2 protein-coding genes and 1 pseudogene are annotated in these 23,272 nt (G+C 66.6%); all 3 read right to left on the bottom strand.

Translation table 11 applies throughout. The features are described 5' to 3' along the window. Nucleotides 1-12: 12 nt before the first annotated feature. Nucleotides 13-819, bottom strand: coding sequence for a tyrosine-protein phosphatase (locus WMF36_RS22025; RefSeq protein WP_437581598.1), 807 nt, complete (start codon nt 817-819; stop codon nt 13-15). Further along, nucleotides 816-7,958: a beta-ketoacyl synthase N-terminal-like domain-containing protein gene (locus tag WMF36_RS22030; RefSeq protein ID WP_437581599.1), complete on the bottom strand. Its 7,143-nt coding sequence runs from the start codon at nt 7,956-7,958 to the stop codon at nt 816-818. The genes WMF36_RS22025 and WMF36_RS22030 overlap by 4 nt, the downstream gene beginning before the upstream one ends. Beyond that, a pseudogene (locus WMF36_RS22035) lies at nt 7,942-23,184 on the bottom strand (SDR family NAD(P)-dependent oxidoreductase); the annotation flags it as partial. The gene WMF36_RS22030 and the pseudogene WMF36_RS22035, both read right to left, overlap by 17 nt. Between the last annotated feature and the right edge of the window lie 88 nt (nt 23,185-23,272).

A 23,272-nucleotide genomic window follows, 5' to 3' on the forward strand; every position in this document is an offset into this window, starting at 1 on the left:
ACGCAGAGAACGCTACGCCAGGAGCCGATCCTTCAGCCTCTGCTGCGTGCCCCGATCGATCTCGCAAGCTTCGCAGAGGTATCTCTCGAAAGAGCCGTACTTCTCGACGATCCTGTCATGCACCTCGTGCAGAAAATCCGGGTACGCCATGATCATCAACCTCACGCGTTCCGTGGGGACCTGGAACAGGGTCAGGACCCGCGTGACCTTGACGACCTTCTCCCATCGCGGCGCCAGATAGTCGTTGGTCCGCAGATACTCTTCAACCACCGTCTGGTACGGGACGCCGACGAGCAACTGGATCACGGCGGCCAGGAAGCCAGTTCGGTCCTTGCCCATGGTGCAGTGGATCAAGGCCGGGAGACTATCTTCCTTCGAGAGCAACGTGATCACCTCGCGAATCCGGGACGTCTGCTCGAACGCGAGGTGATGGTAGAACGATCTGGTGAAATCCAAGTACTCATCGCCGCCCGTCCTGGAGAACAGGAAACTGAGCATCTTACTGCGGCGGAAGAGGGCGTCCTCGGTCGCCTGTTCAACAAGCGGGATGTTCACCACCTGGATTGACTTGTTGGCCAAGCGCGGCGGCTTCTTCTGGCTCTCCCTGGGCGAGCGCAGGTCACAGATCACCTTGATGTTGAAGTCCTGCAGCTTCACCCGATCCTGGGGCGACATGCGAGACAATTCATCCGAGCGAAACAGCACGCCCGTCCTGAAGGTGTGGCCGTCCGCCGTCTTCACGCCGCCGAGGTCGCGAAAGTTGGACACGTTTTCGAAATGATAGACCACTTCGCTGTGCATCGCTTTGACGGGCGTCATTCCCTCACCCTCCCCGAAGACCCCTGGTGCGGCCCCTGATCTCCGGCCAATGGAAAGTCACGGCGTCCATTTGCGCTCCTGGCGCTTTCCGAGCCATTGACCAGATGATCGTCGGCATCGTCGACGTAGCGTCCCTGACCCGTCACGATCGCTTCGAATCTCTGCTTCGACAGCTCGGGCGTCTCCCGGCGCAGCAGGGGATGAACCATCGCCGCCCGAGCCCGCGCCTCCTCGGCCTGCTTCTTCTTCGTCAGCGTCGGGAACCAATAGAGCTCGCGGGCAAACGGGTAGGTTGGCAAGCTGAGCCGCTTTGGCTTCTCCTCACCGTACAACTTGTTCCAGTCGACCGCCAGGCCCCTCACCCACAGCTCCAGGACCTTGGCGAGCTTGCCCTTGGCGATCCATGCGTCGATCGTGAGCGCCATGTCCTCGTCGACCGCGAGCACGCCCAGCAAGTTGCTGTCGCGCTTGACCCGCCCCAGATGCAGACCTTCGATGTCCGATCGGTCAGAGATGAATCGAGTGAGCTTCTCTTCCAGCTCCTGCACCGACGTGACCGTCAGGGCCAGACGCTCCTCCATCGCCTCCCGTCCCACCTGGAGGGTGTACGCCACATTGGCGAGATCCGCGTCGGTCAGCGGCCGCTCGCTGACGGCCGCCGCCAGGGCCTGCGCATAGGCGATCAGCCGGTCACGGTCCCTGGCCGACAACACGATGATCGCGGGGCGCGCCTCGGTGATTGCGGGGAGCGCGCCGCGCGGCGCCGCGACGTACTCTTCCAGGATGACGTGCGCGTTCGCTCCACCCGCCCCGAACGAGGAGACGCCGGCGATGCGCGGCACCTCTCTTCTTTCACCGTCGATCTCCAGCACTGGACGGGGCCATTCGGAGAGGTCCTGCTGCACGACGAACGCGGTCTTCGAGAAATTGATATTTGGATTCAACGGACGGGCATGCAGGCTGGGGACCAGCTGCCGGTGCTTCAGCTGCAGGACCACCTTGGTCACGCCCGCGATGCCCGCGGCCGCTTCGGCGTGCCCGATGTTCGACTTGACCGAGCCGATCGCGCAGAAGCCGGTGTCCGGCGTGTCCGGCTCGAACGCGCGCTGGAGCCCCGCGATCTCGATGGGATCTCCCAGCTTGGTGCCCGTTCCGTGCGCCTCGATGTACGAGACGGCACGGGCGCTCAGGCCTGCTCTGTCCAGGGTCTGACGGATCAGCCTGCCCTGCGCGACCGGGTTGGGAACGGTGTAGCCGTTGGTCTTGCCGCCGTGGTTGATCCCGGTGCCACGGACGACCGCGTAGATATGATCTCCGTCGGCGAGCGCCTTCGACAGCGACTTGAGCAGGATGACGCCCACCCCCTCGCCTGGTACGAACCCGTTGCCGCCGCTGCCGAAGCTCTTGCATCGTCCATCCGTGGACAGCATCTGCATCGCCGACAGCTCGATGTACGTGGACGGGTGGAGGTACAGGTTCACGCCCCCGGCCGCCGCCATTTCGCAATCGCCGCGATGGATGTGCTCGCAGGCCAGGTGAATCGCCGTCAGCGACGACGAGCAACCTGTGTCAACCGGAAGGCTCGGGCCCTTCAGGTCGAGCAGGTAGGAGACGCGGTTCGCCGCCGAAGCGAACGATGTCCTCGGGTGCACGACCTCGCCCTGCTCCCACAGGTCCGGCCCCCAGAGGCTGAACCCGGTGCGGGTCATGCCCACGAAGACGCCCACGCGCCCGCCGAACCTGGCCCGCAACTGCTCCCGCGTATACCCGGCGTCCTCGAAGACTTCCCAGCAGGCCCTGATGAACAACCGCTCCTGCGGGTCCATGTTCAGGGCATCCGTCGGCGAGATATTGAAGAACAGCGGATCGAACTCGGCGAACCCATCGACGAAACCGCCCCACTTGCAGTAGCTCTTTCGCAGCTCGACGGCCTCTGCCATGTCGGGATGGAAGAGCTCGTCCGCGGACCAGCGGTCTTCCGGAACCTCCGTCACCGAGTCCTTGCCAGCCTTCAGGTTCTCCCAGTATTCATGGAGATCGCGCGCGTGCGGATAACGCCCGCTCATGCCGATGATGGCAATCGGCTCCCGTGCCCTCGCCGGACGGTCGTCGCTGACTGCCGTCTGGATGCGCGAACGGCGTTGTCTCTTCCTGAACGCCGGCCCGGTAGCAGCACGCGACCCCGCTGCCTGCGGGACCTCCGGCGGGGCGTGGATCGGTGTTTCCGCTCGCTCGCCGACACCCACCACCTGGGCCAGGGCGTCGCGATGCCGCTGCATGAAGTACTCGACGAGCGCGTCGATGGTCCGGCACTCGAAGAACACCGTGCTGCTGATCTCGCCGAAAGCTTGGCCGAGGTTCTGGTTCAGCTGCGCGATGAGCACCGATTCCATGCCGTACTCGTCCAGGGGCACGGAAGCGTCGATCTTCTGAAAAGGGAGCTTCAGCGTAGCTCCTATCAACTTCTTGAAATACGTAGTGCTCTTCTCGCGGAGCTGACCGGTGGCGGCCGCAGCCGCCTGACGCTTGACCGCCTGAAAAGGCTCGACCGATCCGACGGCGGGTCTGACCAGACCTGTGTCCTCCGCCGTCCTCTCCTCGAAGGAGAGCCGCTTGACGGCCACGACCACGTTGCCTTCAGCGTCGCACAGGTCGACGTCCACCCGGCCATCTGCCCTCCGGACGACCGCCCACATCTCGGCCGCGCAGCGGCCGTGGATCGTCAGCTCCTCCACGGCCGCCGCCGCGACGGAAGCCCTCAGGCCCGCCGCCGCATGGAACACCGCCTCCAGCAGGCCCGGGTGCAGGACGATGTCGCCCGACGTCGCGAGGTGCCCGGCCACCGCCACCCTGGCCAACGCAACCCCGTCGCCTTCCTGCAACGACCGCAGCGCTCCGACCTGAACCTCCCGGGCCCCGTGGCAGCTCGCCCGCACCGCGGCGAGCTCGATCGTACGGACGGGCTCGGCAGCGAGCACCACCGCGCTTCCCTGGCAGTGCACCGTCACCTCGCCCTCGTCGCCCTGAGCATCGGTGTAGATGTCGAATTCGACACGCCCGTGCTCTCCTTCGGCGAGCCCGACGTGCACGGTCGTCTCCCCTCCGCCCACGACGAGCGCCTGACCCCACTCGACGTGATCGAGCCGCAGCGGAGCGCCGTCCTCCATCCCTGCCGCGTGAGCGACCGCCTTGCGGGCCATCTCCAGGTACGCGGCGCCCGGCACCACCCGCGCTCCGCTCGCCACCTGCGCCGCCAGCAAGGGCTCCTGCCCCGTGAACGTGGAGCTGAAGCGCAGCCCCTTGAGCCCTGACGTGTTCCGGTGCAGCAGCGGGTGAATCGCCGCCGCCACAGCCACGCCCTTCTTCTCTCCAGCCACGGGCAGCCAGTAACGCTCCCGAGCGAACGGGTAAGTCGGCAACGAGATGCGGCGCGGCCTCTCCGCGCCATGGAGATGGCTCCAGTCGTATCTCTGCCCCTGTACCCAGCGCTTCAGAAGCTCGGGCAGCTCCCCTCTCGCCGGCGCCGGGCCCACGTCCCCGCCTCGCTTGGCCTGGCCACGGAACAACCCCGCGCCCCCGCCCTCGACGAACTGCCTCAGCTTCTCCGCCAGCTCCGCGACCGTCGACGCCGTGAACGCGAGCCGCTCCTCCATCTCTTCTCGGCCTACCTGCAGCGTGTACGCAATGTCGGCCAGATCCGCATCGGTCCACGCCTCCCCTCTCACCGCCTTCAGCAGGCCTCGCGCATGCTCCTTCAGCCGCTCGCGGTCACGGGCCGACAGGACGATCGCCACAGGACCGGCTGCCACGCGCGGCCGCTCCGCGACCGACGGCGCGTACTCCTCCACGATCAGGTGCGCGTTCGCGCCCCCGGCACCGAAGCTCGATATCCCCGCGCGCCGTGGATGTTCCTTGCCGTCCACATGCGGCCGCTCCCACGCGCACAGCTCCTGGTTCACAACGAATGGCGTCGCGCCGAAATCGATGTTCGGGTTCAACACCTCCGAGTGCAACGACGGCACGAGCTGCCCGTGCTTCAGCTGCAACAGCACCTTCGTCACGCCCGCAACACCCGCAGCGGCCTCGCAGTGCCCGATGTTCGACTTCGCCGACCCGATCCGGCAGTACTTCTTCTCCCCAAGCCCTCTCCCGAACGCCTCGACCAGCCCGGTGACCTCGATCGGATCGCCCAGCTGCGTGCCGGTGCCGTGCGCCTCGATGTACGAGATCGTCCTCGCATCGACGCCCGACTCCTCGATCGCCTGCGACACCACCAGGCTCTGCGCCCTCGGGCTCGGCACCGTGAACCCGCTCGCCTTGCCCCCGTGGTTGATCGCCGCGCCCTTGATCACGCCGTAGATGGGGTCCCCATCGCTCACAGCGTCAGCCAGCCGCTTCAGCAGCAGCACCCCCACGCCCTCGCCCGGAATATAGCCGTCACCGCCCACACCGAAGCTCTCGCAACGGCCCTTGGACGAGATGAACTGCGCCTGGGACAGCATGAGGTACTTGTTCGGGTGCAGGCTGACGTTCACCCCGCCGGCGAGCGCCGCGTCGATCTTCCCCTCTTTCAACGCTTGACACGCGAGATACACGCTCGTCAGCGAGCTCGAGCACATCGTGTCCACGGCCATGCTCGGCCCGTTGAAGTTGAAGAAGTACGACACGCGCGCCGCGATGCCCGAGATGCCCGTCGGCAGCCCCATGCGCTGCCCTTGCAGGCTCGCCTCCGCCGCAAACAGCGAATATTCCTGCGACATCACGCCAGCATAGACCCCGACTCGCACCGGGAGGCCCCGCCGGCGCGGGCTCTGCAGCGCCTCCCGCGTGTACCCCGCGTCCTCCAGCGCCATCCAGCTGTGCTCCAGGAACAGTCGCTCCTGCGGATCCATCAGCTCCGCGTCCCGGGGCGCTATGTTGAAGAACACCGGGTCGAACCGGTCGTGATCCTCGATGAAGCCGCCCCACTTGCTGTACACGCTGCCGGGCTGCGCTCGATTCTCCGCGTAGTAGTCCTGCCAGCTCCACCGCTCCTTCGGGACCTCCGTGATGCAGTCCCTCCCCTCACGAAGGTTGTCCCAGAACGCACCCACGTCATACGACCCAGGGTATCGACCTGCCATCCCCACGATCGCTATGTCGAGCGCACCCGTCGACTCCACGCGCGGTTCGGTCGCATCCCCGTGCGGCTTCTTGTCACGGAAGGATGCATTGGCCAGCAAGGATGGGTTGGACACCTCCCTCACTGACGCGTTGTGGACCTCGGCGATTCGCTCACCCTGCTCCGTGAGGACCACGGCGTCGAAGGATACGAAGCCGCCCTTCACCGCGCGGATCGTGTTGACCACATAGGCCGATTCGGTCATCGGCCTGTATACGGTGAGCCTCTCGACCAGCAAGGGGACAAAGATGTTGCTCCGCCTGCTCGGGTCGATGTGCTGAAAGACCATATAGCAGGCGTTGAACAGCAACGGATCGAACGCAAAGCGCGCGACGCTCCCCTTCTGAAGCTTGTCCTTCAGATCCACCCTCATCAAGAGCGTGGATTCGTCCACGAGGTAGGCCGCTTTGATGGTCCGGAGCATCTGTCCGAGCTGGAAGCCCGGGATCAGCTCGTACCATTCGTCGATGGTCTGATGATCCAGGGGCTTCGCTCGCTGGAGCATGGCCGCCAGATGGAGCGTGTCGGCCGCCGGCGTCGCCGATCCGGTCACCGTCCCTCGGCAGCACACCTTTCGGTCGCCCGGGTCGTTTACATAGTGATCGGTATTGAAGTGAGTGGTGCCATGCTCTTCGCGAAAATGAACGCTGATCTGCGCGGTCTCCGTCGCTTCCAGCGTGATCGGGCCGCCCACGAACTCGATCCGCCTGAGCTCCACCGGATAGGGATGATCTTTTAGATACGCGTCCAGGGCCAGAGACGGATGCGTCACCCCCATCAGCGCCGGCTTGCCGAACACTCGATGATCCTGCAGGTACGGTTCATGCCCGTAGAACGCATAGCTCCCCGGCGTCGCGGCCCTCGTCCCTGTCTTCACCTTCGGCGCGAGGTAGGCGATCAGCTCGCGCACGCTGTTCGTCTCAAACAGCAGCGTGGGGCTGAGCGACAGGCCAAATAGCGCCTCGATCTCCTTGACTACCTGCAGCAGCTGCGCCGACTGCAGGCCCATCTCGAAGAAGACGGTGTCGAGGCTGATCTCCTCCGGAGTCCCGTTCAATTGCCGGGCGAAGACAGCGCGCACGCTCGCTTCCAGATCACCGCTCGAACCAGGGACGACTTCACCGGCAGCAGCGGCCTTCGAATGACCTTTGTTCGACGCCAGACTCAGAGCGCCTGCCTCCCGCACCTTCTTGGAGGTAAATCCCTTCAGCAGCGCCACTCTCTTCCCGGACTGATTGTAGAACGCGATGTCCAGCGTGGCGATGTCGTTCGTCTTGCGCACGGAGGACACGTCTACAGAGGCGAAGCAGCTCGTCTGCAGCGGCTCCACCGCGTAAAACTCCTCATAGAACAGCGGGATGAACAGCTCCCCGTCGTCCACGACCCTCTCCAGGGCATAGGTGGAGACCGCTGCCCCATCGATCAGAGTCGGGTGAAACAGATACGCCTTCGCCTCTTCACGATAGCGGTCGTCGACGCGAAGCTCCGACAGCATGCCGAGGTCGGTCAGGTATACGTCGCCTCGCGCCTTGATCATGCCTTGGTGCACGAGGCCCCGTTCCCTGCATTCCGCGTAGACGCTCTCGAGATCGCGGCGCCGGCTGGCTTGGTCACGGATCGCATGAACCGAGAGCGTCTGAGCGAACGTCGCGGAGTGAGCCCGCAGCTCCGCTGTGATATAGACCTTCCGCTCAGTCTCCTCTGCTTCACAGCCGTCCACCGTGACGCTCCACCCGTCCGGCTGCTCGACGAACGCGATCCTCAGGCGAACCGGACGATCCTCCCCGACCGCCAGCGGGCGAAAAATCGCGATGCGCCGCAAGGCGTAGGAAGCGAAGTCAATCCCCAGCGCCTGCTGAGCCAGCTGATACAGAAGGTCGATATAGGCCAGGCCGGGGAGGATCCGCTGCCCGTGGACAACGTGGTCCCGGACGATCGGGTTCTCGATCGAAAGGGCGGTCTCAAAGACTTGATTCACGGTAGTCGCCCCAGACATTCTTGATCGACGAACAGGCATCTCGGGTCGTCTCCCGATTTGCCTGTCTCAAAGGGAAAGACTTGCGAGACAGCTTCGGAGGTGCGAGCGGCCGCTTCTCCTGTCGATAACCTCCGTTTGCCACAAACTCTTCGAGCAAGACATGGAAGTTGGTGCCGCCGTCGGGGAAGGAGCTCAGAGCGGCCACGCGCGTCTTGCCAGGAGCGGTCTTCCATGGGGTATTCTCCCGGTTGAACTCGATACGGGAGGACGCCCAGTCGTAATGATCAAAAGGTTGGCGCGCCGACAAGAACGGTGGAATCTCCCCACGCGAGATGCTCAGCGCGCAGCGGATGAATCCAGCCATCGCCGACGTGGAGAGCAAGTGCCCCACGTTGGGCTTGACGGAGCCGACCGGGCAGGGCGGAAGCGTAGGATCGTCGAGTCGATAGGCTTCCGAGAGCGCTTTGATCTCGATCGTGTCGACCACCGGGGAGCCGCCGCCGTTGATCTCGATGTAACCGACATCCTCCGGACGTTTGCTTGCCTCGCTCAGCGCCTCCTGGATGACCTGTCGCTGCGCCGCCAGGTTCGGGGAGCCGGGACCGAGGGTACGTCCGTCGTTGTTGGACGCGATCGAGCGGATCACGCAGTAGATGTGATCTCCGTCCCGAACCGCGTCGCGAAGTCGCTTCAAGACGACGACGCCTGCCCCTTCGCCGAGCACCTCGCCCGTGGAGCCCTTGTCGAAGATGTCGAATTTTCCGCTGTGGTTGAGAATATTGCGGGCCGCGAAGAGGTCGTGTGCATCCTGCGTGTGCAGGACGCTGACCGCGCCGACCAGCGCCATGTCGATGCGCCCGGACTTCAAGGCATCGGAGGCGATGCTCATTCCGGCCAGGCCAGAAGAGCACGCCGTATCCACGACCATGCTCGGCCCTCTGAAGTTGAAGAAGCGCGAGATGTTGGTGGCCAGGTAATTTTGCCCGGTGCCCAAGATCGGGTTCGGCGCCGCATATACGGCTTTCGTGTCAGCGTTGGGCTGCGAGCGGCCGCCGATGTAGACGCCGATCCTTGCGCCGGACAGCGCCTTGTGCTCGTAACCTGCGTCGTAGATGGCGGCGAGGCTCTCCTCCAGGATGATGCGAGCTTGCGGGTCCATGATGGCCGCGTCCGCATCTTGAATGTTGAAAAAGGCGGGATCGAAGCGATCTACGTCATCCATCCAGCCGCCATGATCCACGCGGTCTCCTCGGGTCGTCCGGCGGTCCGCCGCGACGGGCCGGATCGCTGACTCGCCGCTGGTCAGCAGCCGCCAGTAGGCGTCCTTGTCCGGGCCGCCCGGCATCCGGCAGGCCAGTCCCACCACGGCGACCTCGTCGATGGGAGCGACGGCCCGGGCCGGCTGCGCGGACGCCGGCACGGGCGGTGGCTCAGCGGCCGGCACAGGCGGTGGCTCAGCGGCCGGCACAGGCGGTGGCTCGATGGCCGGCGCGGGCGAGGACGGGCTGGCGAACGCGCCCGCGTGGTGGGCCTCGAAGTACTCGGCCAGGGCGGCGATGCTCGTGTGCTCGAGGAGCAGCGACGGGCTGATGTTCGCGCTCACGCGCTTCGCCAGCGAGTGAACGACCTGGGCGAGGACGATCGAGTCGACGCCGTACTCGTCGAAGGGCTTGTCCTCCTCCAGCTGCCCGGCCGACAGCCTCAGCTCCGCGGTGAGGATGTCGCGCAGCCACCGGCGGATCTCCGCGGAGACTTCCCCCTGCGGCCTCGTGCGCGGCCGCTCGGTGACTGGCGCCTGGTTCGGGGCCTCAGCGGCCGCGGGCGGTACGGCCTGGAGCAGGTGCTCGAATCCGGTCGGCGGCTCTTCGCCCACGAACGGCAGCGAGACAGTGGCGGGAGCGCGAGCCAGACTCCGCGACCCCGGGGATGCGCGCCGGCTGGCGGCAGACAGGAGCAGCTCCTCCTCCGGCCGGACCCAGTAGCGCTCACGAGCAAACGGGTACGTCGGGAGGCCGATGCGGCGCGGCACACGGCCGCCGTAGAGCTTGTTCCAGTCGAACGAGCCGCCTTTCACCCATCTGTCAAGCACCTCTGCGTGCCGTCCCGAGCCGCTCTCGCCCCGCCCTTCTGAAGGTTGATTGCGCCTGGCCTGGCCCACGAACAGCCCTGCGACCGTCTCGTTTCCAGCAAGGAACGCGGTCAGCTTTTCCTCCATCTCCCGCATCGAGACGCAGGTCAGGGCCAGACGCTCCTCCATGGCTTCGCGGCCCACCTGAAGCGTATACGCGACATCGGCCAGATCCTCGTCGGTCCATTGCCCTTCGCGGATCGCGTCCACAAACCGCTCTACCAGCTCTTGCAAGCGAGCCCGATTCTTCGCCGACAGCACGATCAACGCCGGCCGCTCGCGATCGAAAGTCCATCGCGAGCGACCTTCGTGCGTCACGTACTCCTCGACGATCAGGTGCGCGTTCGCGCCGCCCGCGCCAAAGGAGGAGATCCCGGCGATGCGCGGATACTCCCTCCGCGCGCCGTCCTGCTCCAGGACGGGGCGCTTCCACTCCGCGAGCTGCTGCGGCACGGTGAACGGCGTCTTCGGGAAGTCGATGTTCGGGTTCAGCACGTCGGCGTGTATCGACGGCGCGATCTGCCCGAATTTCATCTGCATCAGCACCTTGGTCAGGCCGGCGATGCCTGCCGCGCTCTCGCAGTGACCGATGTTCGCCTTGACCGAGCCGATGGCGCAGAACTGCCGGGCTCGGGTATACGCCCCGAACGCCTTCGTCAAACCTGCGATCTCGATCGGATCGCCCAGCGATGTGCCTGTTCCATGCGCCTCGACATAGCTGACGGCCCTGGCATCGACCCCTGCACGCAGCAAACAATCCGCGACGACGCGCGCCTGGGCGTCCGGGTTCGGCACCGAGTAGCCGTTGGTCTTCCCTCCGGCGTTGATCATGCTCCCCTTGATGACGCCGTAAATGCGGTCCTTGTCGGCGACCGCCTTCTCCAGCGGCTTCAGGAGAACGGCGCCCACCCCCTCCCCGTCGACGAAGCCGTCGGCGCGATCGCCGAACGCCCTCAGCTGGTCGCCGGATGACAGCATGCGTAGCTGCGACAGCTTGATGAAGTGCACCGGGTCAAGGATCAGGTTGACCCCGCCCGCGATCGCGCAATCGCTGGTTCCGGAGTAGAGGCTCTCCAGAGCCAGATGAATCGCCGTCAGCGATGCGGAGCACGCCGTGTCCACCGCCAGGCTCGGCCCCTGGAAGTTGAACAGATAGGACACGCGGTTCGCGATCGAGAAATAGTTCGCGCCGATCGGATAAATACCGTTCATCACCCCAGCAAACACACCGACCTTGCGGCTAGCCGAGATCGCGTCCGGGGTAGTTCCGGCGTCCTGCATGCACTCGTACGCCACTTCCAGGAACAGTCGCTCCTGCGGGTCCATCGACTCCGCGTCGCGGGGAGATAGCTTGAAGAACAGCGGATCGAATTTGTCGATATCCTCGACGAAACCGCCCCACCTGGTGTAAATCGATCCCGGCTTACCTCTCTCCTCGTCGAAGTAGGCTCTCCAGTCCCAGCGGCCTTCGGGGATCTCGCGGATGCAGTTGCGCCCCTCCTTGAGGTTGCGCCAGAACTCGGCCACGTTCTTCGCCCCCGGGTAGCGACCGGAAATGCCGATGATCGCGACCGCCTGAGCGGCGACAGGCTGCGGCTCACCGCGAGCCGACGTGACCACGGATGGCGCGGCTGCGCGCGCGGTCAATCGCGCGGTCAATCGCGCGATTGCCGGCGTCTCGACCGGCACGCCCGCGTCTCCCTCCTCGCGCTCTTCCTCCACGTCGAGCTCTCCCGGCTCCTCCTGCCCGCCGGCCAGCTTCATCAGCGCCGCCCGCCCCGTCTTCATGAAATGCTCGACCAACGCGTCGATCGTCTGGCATTCGAAGAACAGGGTGCTGCTGACATCTTCCATGTACTTGCGAAGGACGCTGGTCAGGCGCACCACCAAGATCGAATCGATCCCGTAGCCTTCGAATGGCTCGGCGGGATCGATCTTGTGGCTCGGGATCATCAACGTCTCGCCGATCAGCTCTTTGAAGAAGGCGACGCTCTTCTCGCGCAGCAGCTCGTCGCTGACGACACCTCTTGGCGCTGCGACTTCGACCTTCGTGGTCCTCTTCTTCGTCTGCCGCTCGCGTCTCGGTCCCGGCGGCTCCGGCTGCGCGGCGTCTCGAGTCGCCGCTCGTCGCTGCCGGACGATGCCGTCGCTCTCGGCCACGATGATCTGCGAGCCGAGATGGTCCGCCGCCTCCGCCGGGAAGAGCACAGGGCGGAGCCCTTCTGTCTCCAGGACCCGCTTCCAGGTGGCCGGGTCGAGCGCCGGTGAGCCCGGGATGCGCACCTCCGCGTCCTCGTGAAGCCACCAACCCTCCGTCAGCCCGAACGTCAGATGGAAGGTCAGATTGTTGCGGATGATCTCGTTGAGTACGATCAGCCCGTTCCTGCGCAGCACCGCCTTCGCGTTGCGCAGGGTCGAGCGGATGTTGCGAGTTGCGTGCAGCACGTTCGCCGCGACCACGACGTCATACTGACCGGCGTCGATGCCCTGTCCCGCCAGCGGCTCGCTCGCGTCGAAGATCTTGTACGTCAGGAACGGGTTCTCCGGGCCGTACGCCCTCTCTGCATGAAGCAGGAATGCGCGGGAGAGGTCCGTGTAACAATATTCCTGTATGCTGGCGTGGTACGGCTTCAGATTGCGCAGCAGGAGCGAGCTGGTGGCCCCGGTGCCTGCGCCGATCTCGAAGATGCGGATGCGCGTCGACGGGTCTCCCTTGAGCCGCTCCTCGATGTAGGCCACGATCACATCGGCGAGCGCTGCGTTGAAATATTCAGCGGTCTCGTTGTGCTTGTAGATTCCTTCGACGAGATCCATCGAGGCGTTCGGAAACAGGACATCTGTGGCAGGCACCTTGCCGAGCACGATGTCGGGGAGCGCGCGCATCGTCGCGTCGAGGAGCAGGACCTGGGTCCTTCGGTTCGGGTCTTGCACCCAGGACCGCATGTGTTCGTCCCACGCGCTCCAGGCGGCGCCGCCATCGAGCTGAGTCGTCCCTCCGTGGAAGCAATGCGTCTCGTCGAACGTCAGATAGCGACCACGAGCCAGCGCGGCGATCGTCTCCTCGAGCCATCTGCCATACATTCCGTGCAGCTTGGCCTTCAGGTCGGCGATCGCCGTCCTCGTCTCCGCAAACAAGCCGATCGACCGCAGCTGGAGCCACAGCAGCTTGGTGAGGAGCTCATCCAGATCACGGGAGTCCGACACCTGGGGAACCCGCGGAAGGGCGATGCTGCCTTTCACCCCCTCGATCGCGGATGCTGTCGTCTCCGGGTACGCCTCGATCGTCTCCGGCCCGAACCTCTGATAGATCCGTTCGGAGTCGATGGCTTTCATGAACGCCATCTGTTCGACCGGACCGGCGAGGAGCGCGTCCAACGCCCGCATCGCTTCGGGCGGCTCGATCGAGCCGACCCCTTGCTGCGCCATGCGGGACTGGTACTCCTCCGAGGCGACGATACCCACCGTGCCCCAGTAGCCCCAGTCCATGACCTTCACAGCACACGGCCACTCCCGGCCCATGCGCAGGGCGTACGCGTCCTTGAACGTGCAGCCTGCGGAGTAGTTGCTCTGCCCTGCAGCCTTCACGAACGCGCTCATCGACGAAAAATACAGGACGAAATCGAGCGGCTCCGCGGCGAACACCTGGGCCATGCGGACGGTTGCGTCCACTTTCGGAGCCAGACCTGCCTTGAAGCGCTCCTCATCCATGTGCAGCAGGGATCTGTCCTGCAGCACCAGCGCCGAGTGGACGAGCCCGTGAATGTGCGGATGCCGCTGCTTTATCTGCTCGTACGCGCCGCGGAGCGCTTCACGATCGGTCGCGTCCGCCGCGATGTAGATCGGCGCGGGTCCTGGCTGCGCGAGCCTGTCCAGCTGGGCCTGGATTCGAGCGTCCCTTTCGCGGCGTCCGATCCACACCACCTGCGCTCGGTACGTGCGAATCATGTGCTCGGTCCAGATCTCGCCGATCCCTCCGGCCCCACCGATCACGACATAGACCCCGCCTTGGCGGTACAGATCGCGTTCGCGGGAGAGCCCCGTGAGCGGGACGAGCTTCTGCCGATACCATTGATTGGCCCGGCACGCGAAGGCATCGCCTTGTGGATCGGACGGCAGGGTGAGCAGATCGTCGACGCTCCACTCGCCCGCCACGTCGAGGAGGCGCACCTTCCAGGACGGGAACTCCTTCGCCATGGAACCGATGAACCCGTGGACGCTCGCATGGGTCGGATTGACCGTATCATCCCGGTGAATGAGCTGCGCCCGCGTGGTCACGACCGTCCAGCCCAGCTCTCTCGCTTCGTACCCGAGCGCCAGCAAGGCCTTCACCGTGCGGAACAGCGGAAGGACCCCGCGCGCCTGCTCCTTCACAATCGACTCGTCGGCGAGCGACGCGATCGGGCTCTCGGGCGCGATCCACACGAGATGATCGAGCGCTCCATGCGCCTCTAGCTCTCGGGTCACGTTCGAGACCGTGTCGGCCGCTTCGACGTCGAGCACATGCGCTCGCGGGAAGCGTCGCTTGATCTCGTCCACCTGAGCGGCCGTTCCGCCTGCGATCCACACGCGAGCGGACGGCGGTGGGAGGTGGCGCACCCGCTGCGGAGCGAATGCCTCCCAGACGGGGGTGAGCGCGATCGTTCGCGTGTCCGCCTGAACCGAGGACCCGCCCTTCAACACCCGTGAAAAGAGGCCCTTGAGGCGGACTGCGATGCGTCCTTGCTCATCGCAGAGATCGATGTTGATCTTCGGCGCCTTGCCGGTCCCTCGCGCGCCATCTGCCGGGGCGATGTACGCCCACATGGATGCGGCGCACGGGCCGAGGATCTCCACCTCCTTCAGCTCGAACGGCATGATCGGTTCGCGGGAGGCTTCGCTCCCAGCATCCATCAGCAGGAATGCGAGCGAGGCCTGGACCGCCGAGTCGAGCATACCCGGATGGATGACATAGCGCCCATCTTCCCAGAGCTCGGCAGGCAGCGACAGCTTCGCCAGCAACTCCTCGGAGCCGACAACCACCTCCTTGACGCCACGATGCACGGGCCCGTAGTCGATGCCCATGCCCGTGAACGCGCCGTAGACGCGCTCGGAGGAGATGATGCCCCGGTTGCACGCGGAACGCAGCTCGGTGAGGTTGAGCACCGGCCCATGATCGGCCGGCGCAAACAGGGCGCTTCCCTGGCAGTGAAGCCTCGATCCCCCGCGCGCGTCACTCTTGCTGGAAATCTCGAACGAGATACTTCTTCCGCTGTCGTCCAGCGCGAGGGAGATCTCCACGGTGACGGGCTCTGCGCCCACGACCAGCGGACGCGACCAGACCACGTCGCGGAGCTGAACGGCCGTCCCCTCGGTCTTCATGAACCCGGCCGAGGCGTCGACCGCCGCGCGCGCCATCTCCAGGTAGGCGACGCCGGGCAATACCTTCTCGCCTCCCACCAGGTGATCGGCGAGGAAGGATTCCTGACCCGTGAACGTGGAGCTGAACTTCTGCTGCTGCAGATCGGACGTGTTCCGATGCAGGATCGGATGCAGCGCGGCCGTGCCGCTCGTACCCCGTCCGACGGCCGCTGCGTTCACCTGAGGGAGCCAGTAGCGTTCCTGGGCAAAAGGGTAGGTAGGCACGCCGATCCGGCGTGGTTTGCGCTCTCCGTAGATGCGGTTCCAGTCGAATGCGAGCCCCTTGACCCAGAGATCCAGGAGCTTCGCGAGCTTACGTTTTTCCACCCATCTGTCGATCGCTTCCAACATGTCTTCATCGTTGGAAACGAGAGTCACCGTCGCCTGATTGCGCTTGGCTTGCCCGTAGAACGCGTCCTCGATCGCTTCCTTCCCGTCGAGGAACGCCTGCAGCTTCTCTTCCAGCTCCTGAAGCGAGCCACAGAGCAGCGCGAGCCGCTCGTCCATGGCCTCCCGCCCCACCTGCAGCGTGTACGCGAGGTCCGGCAGCTCCGCGTCCGTGCAGGCCCCGGAGCGGATCGCCGCGACCATCCGCCTCGCGTACTCCTCCAGCCGCTCCCGGTTCTTCGCGGAGAGCACGACGATCGCCGGGTTCGCCCGCGTCACGGCGACGGCGGTCGGCCGCTCCGGCGGGATGTACTCCTCGAGGATCACGTGCGCGTTCGAGCCGCCCGCGCCGAACGAAGAGATCCCGGCGATGCGCGGAGACTCCCGCACCCGCCCGCCCAACTCGAGGCGCGGGCGCTCCCACGCCGCGAGCTCCTGCTGCACGACGAACGGCGTCCGTTCGAAGCTGATGTTGGGATTGAGCCTCCGGGCGTGGAGGCTGGGGACGAGCTGCCCGTGCTGCATCTGCAGGACGATCTTCGCCACCCCGGCGATCCCGGCCGCGGCCTCCAGGTGGCCGATGTTCGACTTGACGGAGCCGATCGCGCAATAGCCCGTCTCCTTCGTGTCCTTCTGGAAGGCCTGCGTCAGGCCGGTGATCTCGATCGGATCGCCCAGCTTCGTGCCGGTGCCGTGTGCTTCGACGTAGCTGACCGCACGGGCGTTGACGCCCGCCTTGTCCAGCGCCTCTCGGATCAGGTCGCCCTGTGCCACCGGGTTCGGGACGGTGTAGCCGTTCGTCTTCCCGCCGTGGTTCGTCAGCGTGCCGCGCACCAGCGCGTAGATGCGGTCCTGGTCCCGAAGCGCCTTCGTCAGCGGCTTCAAGAGGACCGTCCCGACGCCCTCGCCCGGAACGAAGCCGTCGCCGCCCTCGCCGAAGCTCTTGCAGTGCCCGTCGACCGACAGCATCCGATGCGCGCACAGCTCCACGTAGGTGGCCGGGTGCAGGTAGAGGTTCACCCCGCCCGCGATGGCCATCTCGCACGCGCCGCGGTGCAGGTGCTCGCAGGCCTCATGGATGGCGACGAGCGACGACGAGCACATCGTGTCGACCGCCAGGCTCGGGCCGCGTAGGTTGAGCAGGTACGAGACGCGGTTCGCCACCGAGGAGAAGGAGGTGCGGGGCGAAACCGCCTGCCCTTGCCTCCACAGGTCGGGACCGTACAGCTCGAACCCGGTCTTGGTGATGCCGGCGAACACGCCGACGCGTCCCCCGAACCTGGCCGCCAGCTGCTCCTTGGTATAGCCCGCTTCCTCCAACAAGCTCCAGCACGACTCGAGGAACAACCGCTCCTGCGGGTCGATGTTGAGCAACTCCAGCGGAGTGATGTTGAAGAAGAGCGGATCGAACTGGTCGAATCCTTCGAGGAATCCGCCCCATTTGCTGTAGCTCTTCCGCCCTTCCACCGCGCGTTCCACGTCGGGAACGAAGAACCCCTCCAGCGGCCAGCGGTCGCTCGGGACCTCCCCGACGCAGTCCTTCCCGGACCGCAGGTTCATCCAGAACGCGCGCAGATCCGGCGCCTGCGGATAACGCCCGCTCATGCCGATGATCGCGATCGGCTCGCGGCGCGTCCCGACGTCCGTCTGGCCGGCGCTCCTCGCCTGTCCGCGCCTCAGCGGGGTCAGGTTGGGGAGCTCAGACTCCGCACGAGCAGGCGCCGCGTGGACGGCCGGCGCCTGGCTCTCCAGCCCCGCCCAGCGCTCGCAGGCGGGCGCGTGCTCCCGGAGCAAGTAGTCGGACAGCGGGGACAGCGCCTGATACTCGAACAGCAGGGTCTTGGACAGCTCGCCGAAGACGCCGGCCAGCTGCTGGTTGAGCTTCGCGATCATCACCGAGTCGATGCCGTACGACTCGAGCGGCTCGTCCGCATCGATGCGCTGCACCGGCAGCTTGGCGACCTCGCCCAGCAGGCCCTTCAGTCGATGGATGACCTTGTCCCTGAGGAGCGCGCGTTCGGCGTGGGCGACCGGCCGCCGCTCCCTTTCGGTGGCCGCCGGAGCGGGCGCCCCCAGCAGCCGCAGCCGCAGCCGCCCCACGTCCCCTTCGAGCACCAGCACCTGGTCGGCTCCGCTCGACAGGCTGTCGTAGAGCGCTTGAATCCCGGCCGGGGTCCGCAGCGAGCTCAGGCCGAGGTTCTCCTCGAGCGCGCGCTCGACCGCCGCGTCCACGTGCATGCCGCCGTCCTTCCAGAGCGGCCAGTCGACGGCGAGCGCCCTCCCGGAGCGCCGCCCCCGCGCGACCTCCTGGTTCAGGTGGGCCGCATACCCGTCCAGGAACGCGTTGGCAAAGGCATAGTCGGCCTGCCCCGGATTCCCCAGCGCTCCGGCGAGCGAGGCGAACAGGACGAAGAAGTCCATCCGCAGGTGGCGCGTGGCTTCATCCAGGTGTACGGCCCCCGCCACCTTCGGTGCCACGACCTCCTGAAACTCGGCCCTTGTCTTCCTGATGATGTAGTTGTCCCGGTTCACCCCGGCGCAGTGAAGAATGCCGTCGAGGGCGCCGCTCTCCGCTTCGATCTCGCGGATCAGCCGCTCCACCGAGGTCTTGTCGGCCACGTCCGCCTGCTGGTAGACGACCGTCGCGCCAAGCTCCCGCATCCCGGCGAGCCGGGCGTGTCTGGCCTCGTCGAGCGTGGAGCGGCCCGTCAAGAACAGCGTCGCGTTCCGGACCGTGCGCGCGATCTCCTCCGCGAAGAGGAGCCCCAGGCCGCCCGCCCCACCCGTGATCAGGTAGACGCCACGATCCTTCCACGGCACCCGCGATGGAGGCGGCGCGCCGCGCATGGGCGCCCACCCGGCGACGAGGCGCTTCCCGTTCCGATATCGAATCTGAAGATCGTGAGGAGCGCGGCTGTCGGCGTCCAGCTTCTCGCTCAGCCGCTCTACGTCTCCCGGATCGACGCCGATCACCTGACCGACGAGCTTGGGATTCTCTTGCTGCGCCGTCTGCAACAGGCCGCTGAGGCCCCTGAAGAGAGGCTCCTCGTCGCCGTTCGGGACGACGACCTGGAGCAGCGCCTTGCCCGCGGACCTGTCCTCCAGGATGGCCCGGACCTGGTCGAAGAGCTCGACGGCGTGCTGCGCGAAGCGCGCCGCCTTTCCCTGCGCGCCAGCGCGCAGGGCCGTGCAATGCACGCCATCCAGCTCCGAGCGGATGCGCTCGGGCGCGACGCTGTCCACCTCGCACAGGATGACGAGGCGCTTCGCGTACACCGGACGGTCTGCCTGGGGTGGCGCGGGCCGCTCGGTCCAGACGGGCTCGAGCAACAGCGTTCCGCGTTCCGGCGCTCTGGTCTCGGCCGCTCCGTCGACCAGGTGAAAGGCGAGACCCTCGATGCGTACGCACACCGTGCCGTTCGGATCGCTGAGGTCGATGTCCGCCCTCCCCTCGGACACGCGGATGATGGCCCAGATCGATGCCGGACAGGCGCAGTAGATCTCCACCCGCTCGAGCGCGTGAGGGACCACCGTTCGCCGCGCGCCGCCGGCCACGGCCTGCAAGGCCGCGCCGAGCAGCGCCGGATGAAGCACGTAGGAAGAGGCCACCTCCGCCAGGGCGGGCGGCAGGCTCAACCTGGCGACGACGCGATCTCCCCCCGCCAGCAAGCGCTCGATCTCGGGGGCGCCGCCCGCGTCGCCTCTCGCGTCGCCTCTCGCGTCGCCTCCCGCGTCGCCTCCCGCGTCGCCTCCCGCGTCGACTGCGTCGAGCCCGGCCTGCAGCGCGCGCAGGTCGACCACAGGCGCCTGGACTGCGGCTCCCAGCACGGCCCTCCCCTGGCTGCGGATGAGCGAGCTCTCGCCGCCTTCGACCGGCTGGCTGTAGATCTCGTACAGGACCTCGCGCTCATCACCGGGGAAGACGGCGACGTGAATGGGCGCAGGTGGCGCCTCGGACACCGCAGGCGCCCACGCCACGTCGCGCAGCTGGACCACGGAGGCACCTGTCGCGCGCTCCACGGCCGCGCGGGCCATCTCCAGGAATGTCATCCCGGCCAGCGCGCGCTCGCCCTCTCCTGCCGGGCCCGCAAAGAAGAACTCGCGCCCGGTGAAGTGCGACGTGAAACGCAGCTCGGCCAGCGTCGATGTGTTCCGGTGCAGCAGCGGGTGGAGGGCCGATCCGGCCGGGAGCCCGCTCGAGGTGGCCAGGCTGGCGCCGGGTACGAGCTGCGGCAACCAGTAGCGCTCCCTCGCAAACGGGTAGGTCGGCAGGCTGACGCGTCGGGGCTGCGATCCCCCGTACAGCCTCTTCCAGTCGACCGCGTCGCCGCTGCACCACCGTTCCACCGCCTCCTTGGCCGAGAGCGCGTCACCCGGCGCCGGCGCCGGCGTGCCCTCCTTGTTGCGACGAACCTGGGCGCGGACCACATCGGGCAGGTCGACGTCACCCGCGATGAACCTGCTCAGCTTGTCCTGCAAGTCCTGCGGGGAGCGCGCGATCAAGCCCAGCCGCTCGGTCATCGCCTCGCGGCCGATCTGCAGCGTGTACGCGATGTCGAGGAGGTCCGCTTCGCTCACCTGCCGCGTACGGATCGCGTGCAGCAGTCGCCTCGCTCGCTCGATCAGGCGGTCCTCGTCCTTCGCCGACAGCACGATGGCCACGGGCAGGGAGGCCGCGGCCGGCCGCTCCTCGGCCGCCTGCGGCATGAACTCCTCGACGATCACGTGCCCGTTGGAGCCGCCCGCGCCGAACGAGGAGATCCCCGCCGCTCTCGGGAGCTCCTCGATCGCGCCATGTCTCTCGACCGTCGGCCGCTTCCACGCGCCCAGCTGCTGCTGGACGTGGAACGGCGAGCTCGCGAAGTCGATGAGCGGGTTCAGCGTCCTCGAGTGCAGGGATGGCGCGAGCTGGCCGTGCTTGAGCTGCAGCAGCACCTTGCAGAGCCCGGCGATGCCGGCCGCGCTCTCGCAGTGCCCGATGTTGGACTTGACCGAGCCGATCGCGCAGAACTGCTTGCTGTCCGTGTGGCGGCGGAACGCCTTGGTCAGCCCCGCGATCTCGATCGGATCGCCGAGCGCCGTGCCGGTTCCGTGCGCCTCGATATAGGAGATCCGCTCCGGTGCGATGCCGGACTCCTTGAGGGCCCGCTCGACGACGTCCGCCTGCGCGTTCGGGTTGGGGACGGTGTAGCCGCTGGTGTGGCCCCCGTGGTTGACGGCGGTTGCCTTGATGACGCCGTGGATCTGATCCCCATCGGCGATGGCCCGGTCTAGCGGCTTCAGCAGCACCGCGCCGACGCCCTCGCCCGGCACGTAGCCGTCCCCGCCCACGCCGAAGCTCTCGCAGCGCCCGGTGCTCGACGCGAACTTGCCCTGCCCGAGGAAGAGATACTTGTTCGGATGGATAGAGACATTCACGCCGCCCGCGATCGCGAGCTCGCACTCCCCGCGCTTCAGGCTCCGGCAGGCCAGGTGGATGGCCGTGAGAGAGGAGGAGCACATCGTGTCCACGGCCATGCTCGGCCCGTGGAAGTTGCAGAAATACGAGACGCGATTGGCGATGGAGGAAGGATTGCCGGGGATGGCGATCGGTCGGCCCAGCACCTGCTCCTGCGCCCCGAAGAGCTGGTATTCCTCGTACATCACGCCGACGTACACGCCGACGTTCCCCGGCATGCCGGAGCCTTTCAGGGACTGCAGGGCCTCCCGCGTGTATCCGGCGTCCTCCAGCGCCTCGTACACGCACTCGAGGAAGAGCCGCTCCTGCGGGTCCATCAGCTCCGCCTCGCGCGGGGAGATGTTGAAGAAGAGCGGATCGAACCGATCCACGTCGTCCAGGAAGCCGCCCCACTTGGTGTAGGTCTTCCCTGGCTTGTCCTTGTCCTCGTCGAAGTACGCCTGGTGCTCCCAGCGCTCTCTCGGGATCTCGGTCAGGCAGTCTCTGCCTTCTCGCAGGTTGAGCCAGAGCTCGTCCAGGTTGCGCGCCTTGGGGAAGCGCCCGGCCACGCCGATGATCGCGATGTCGGCGGGTCCCTGCGGGGCGGCGGCCTGCAGGGAGCCGAAGCGCCCGCGCCTCCGCGGGCTCGCCGTCGCCTGCGGGGCGGCGGCAGGCTCCGGTGAAGGCTCGGCCTGCGGCGCCGGTGCCCGCGGCGCCTCGTCTCCGAGCAGCTCGCCGAGCAGCCGCTCCCGGTAGGTGTCGAGAAAATATCCCGAAAGCTCGCGGATGCTCTGGTACTCGAAGAGCAGCGTCTTCGGCAGGGTGCCGAAGGTCCGCTCCAGCTCGCTCGTGAGCTCCATGACCATGATCGAGTCGAGCCCGTACCGGTCCATCGAGCCGTCCGCGTCGATTCGATCGATGGGGAGCTGGAGGAAGCCGGCCAGCACACCCTTGAGGTGGTAGATGACCTTGTCCTGCAGCGTGTCGCCGCGCTGCCCGGCGGCGACCGGAAGCGCCGCGGCCGCAGTGACCGCCGGCGCCTGCGCCAGCGCAGCCCTGGGGCCCTCGCCGGTGGCGCGGACCGCATAGCCCCTGATCCGCACGCGAATCCGGCCTTCTGCGTCGCAGAGGTCGATGTCGTGGGTCCGCAGCTTGCCGCCGCTTTCGCGGATGAGCGCCCACATCCGCGAGGTGCAAGGGCCGAACAGCTCCACTTCGGAGATGGCGAACGGCAGCGCCGGCCTCATCTCCCCGGCTGCGATCCACAGGCCCGCGCAGGCTTGCAGGGCCGAGTCCATCAAGCTCGGGTGCAGGTAGAAGTCGGATGGAGAGCCCTGCACGGACGCCGGGAGCTGCAGCTCGGCCAGCACCGTCCCCGCCCCTGCATGCAGCTGCACGACCCCTCGATGTCCCGGACCGTAATCGATCCCGATCGAGCGATACGCCTCGTAGAGCGCGTCCGCGGACAACGTCGGCGGGCAGCGCGCCATCAGCGCCGCGAGCTCCAGGACGGGCGCGTCAGTCGGCGAGGCACGCGCCGCCCGCCCCTGGCCATGGACGCCTGAGCCGCCGTACACCTCGAACGCGAGCTCCCCGTTTTCCTCCGGGAAGAGGCCGAGGTGAACGCGCACCGGTTCGCCCTCAGCCGTGAGCGGATGCGGCCACACGAGATCCTTGAGCCGGACGCCGCCGTGCCAGCCGGCAGCCTGCTCCACGGCGGCGCGCGCCATCTCCAGGTAGGCGACGCAGGGCAGGACCCGCCTCCCCCCGACGACGTGATCGGCGAGGAAGAACTCGTGCCCCGTGAAGATCGAAGTGAACCGCTGCTCGGAGAGGTCCGAGGTGTTCTGCTGGAGAAGCGGGTGAAGAGTGCTCCCTCGGGGTGACCCCAGGCCGGCCTGGAACTGTCCGATCAGCTCCTGCGCGTCGGCCTTGGACAACCGCTTGCTTTGAACTTCTCCAAAG

This window comes from Sorangium sp. So ce887, assembly GCF_051521455.1.
GTDB lineage: Bacteria > Myxococcota_A > Polyangia > Polyangiales > Polyangiaceae > Sorangium.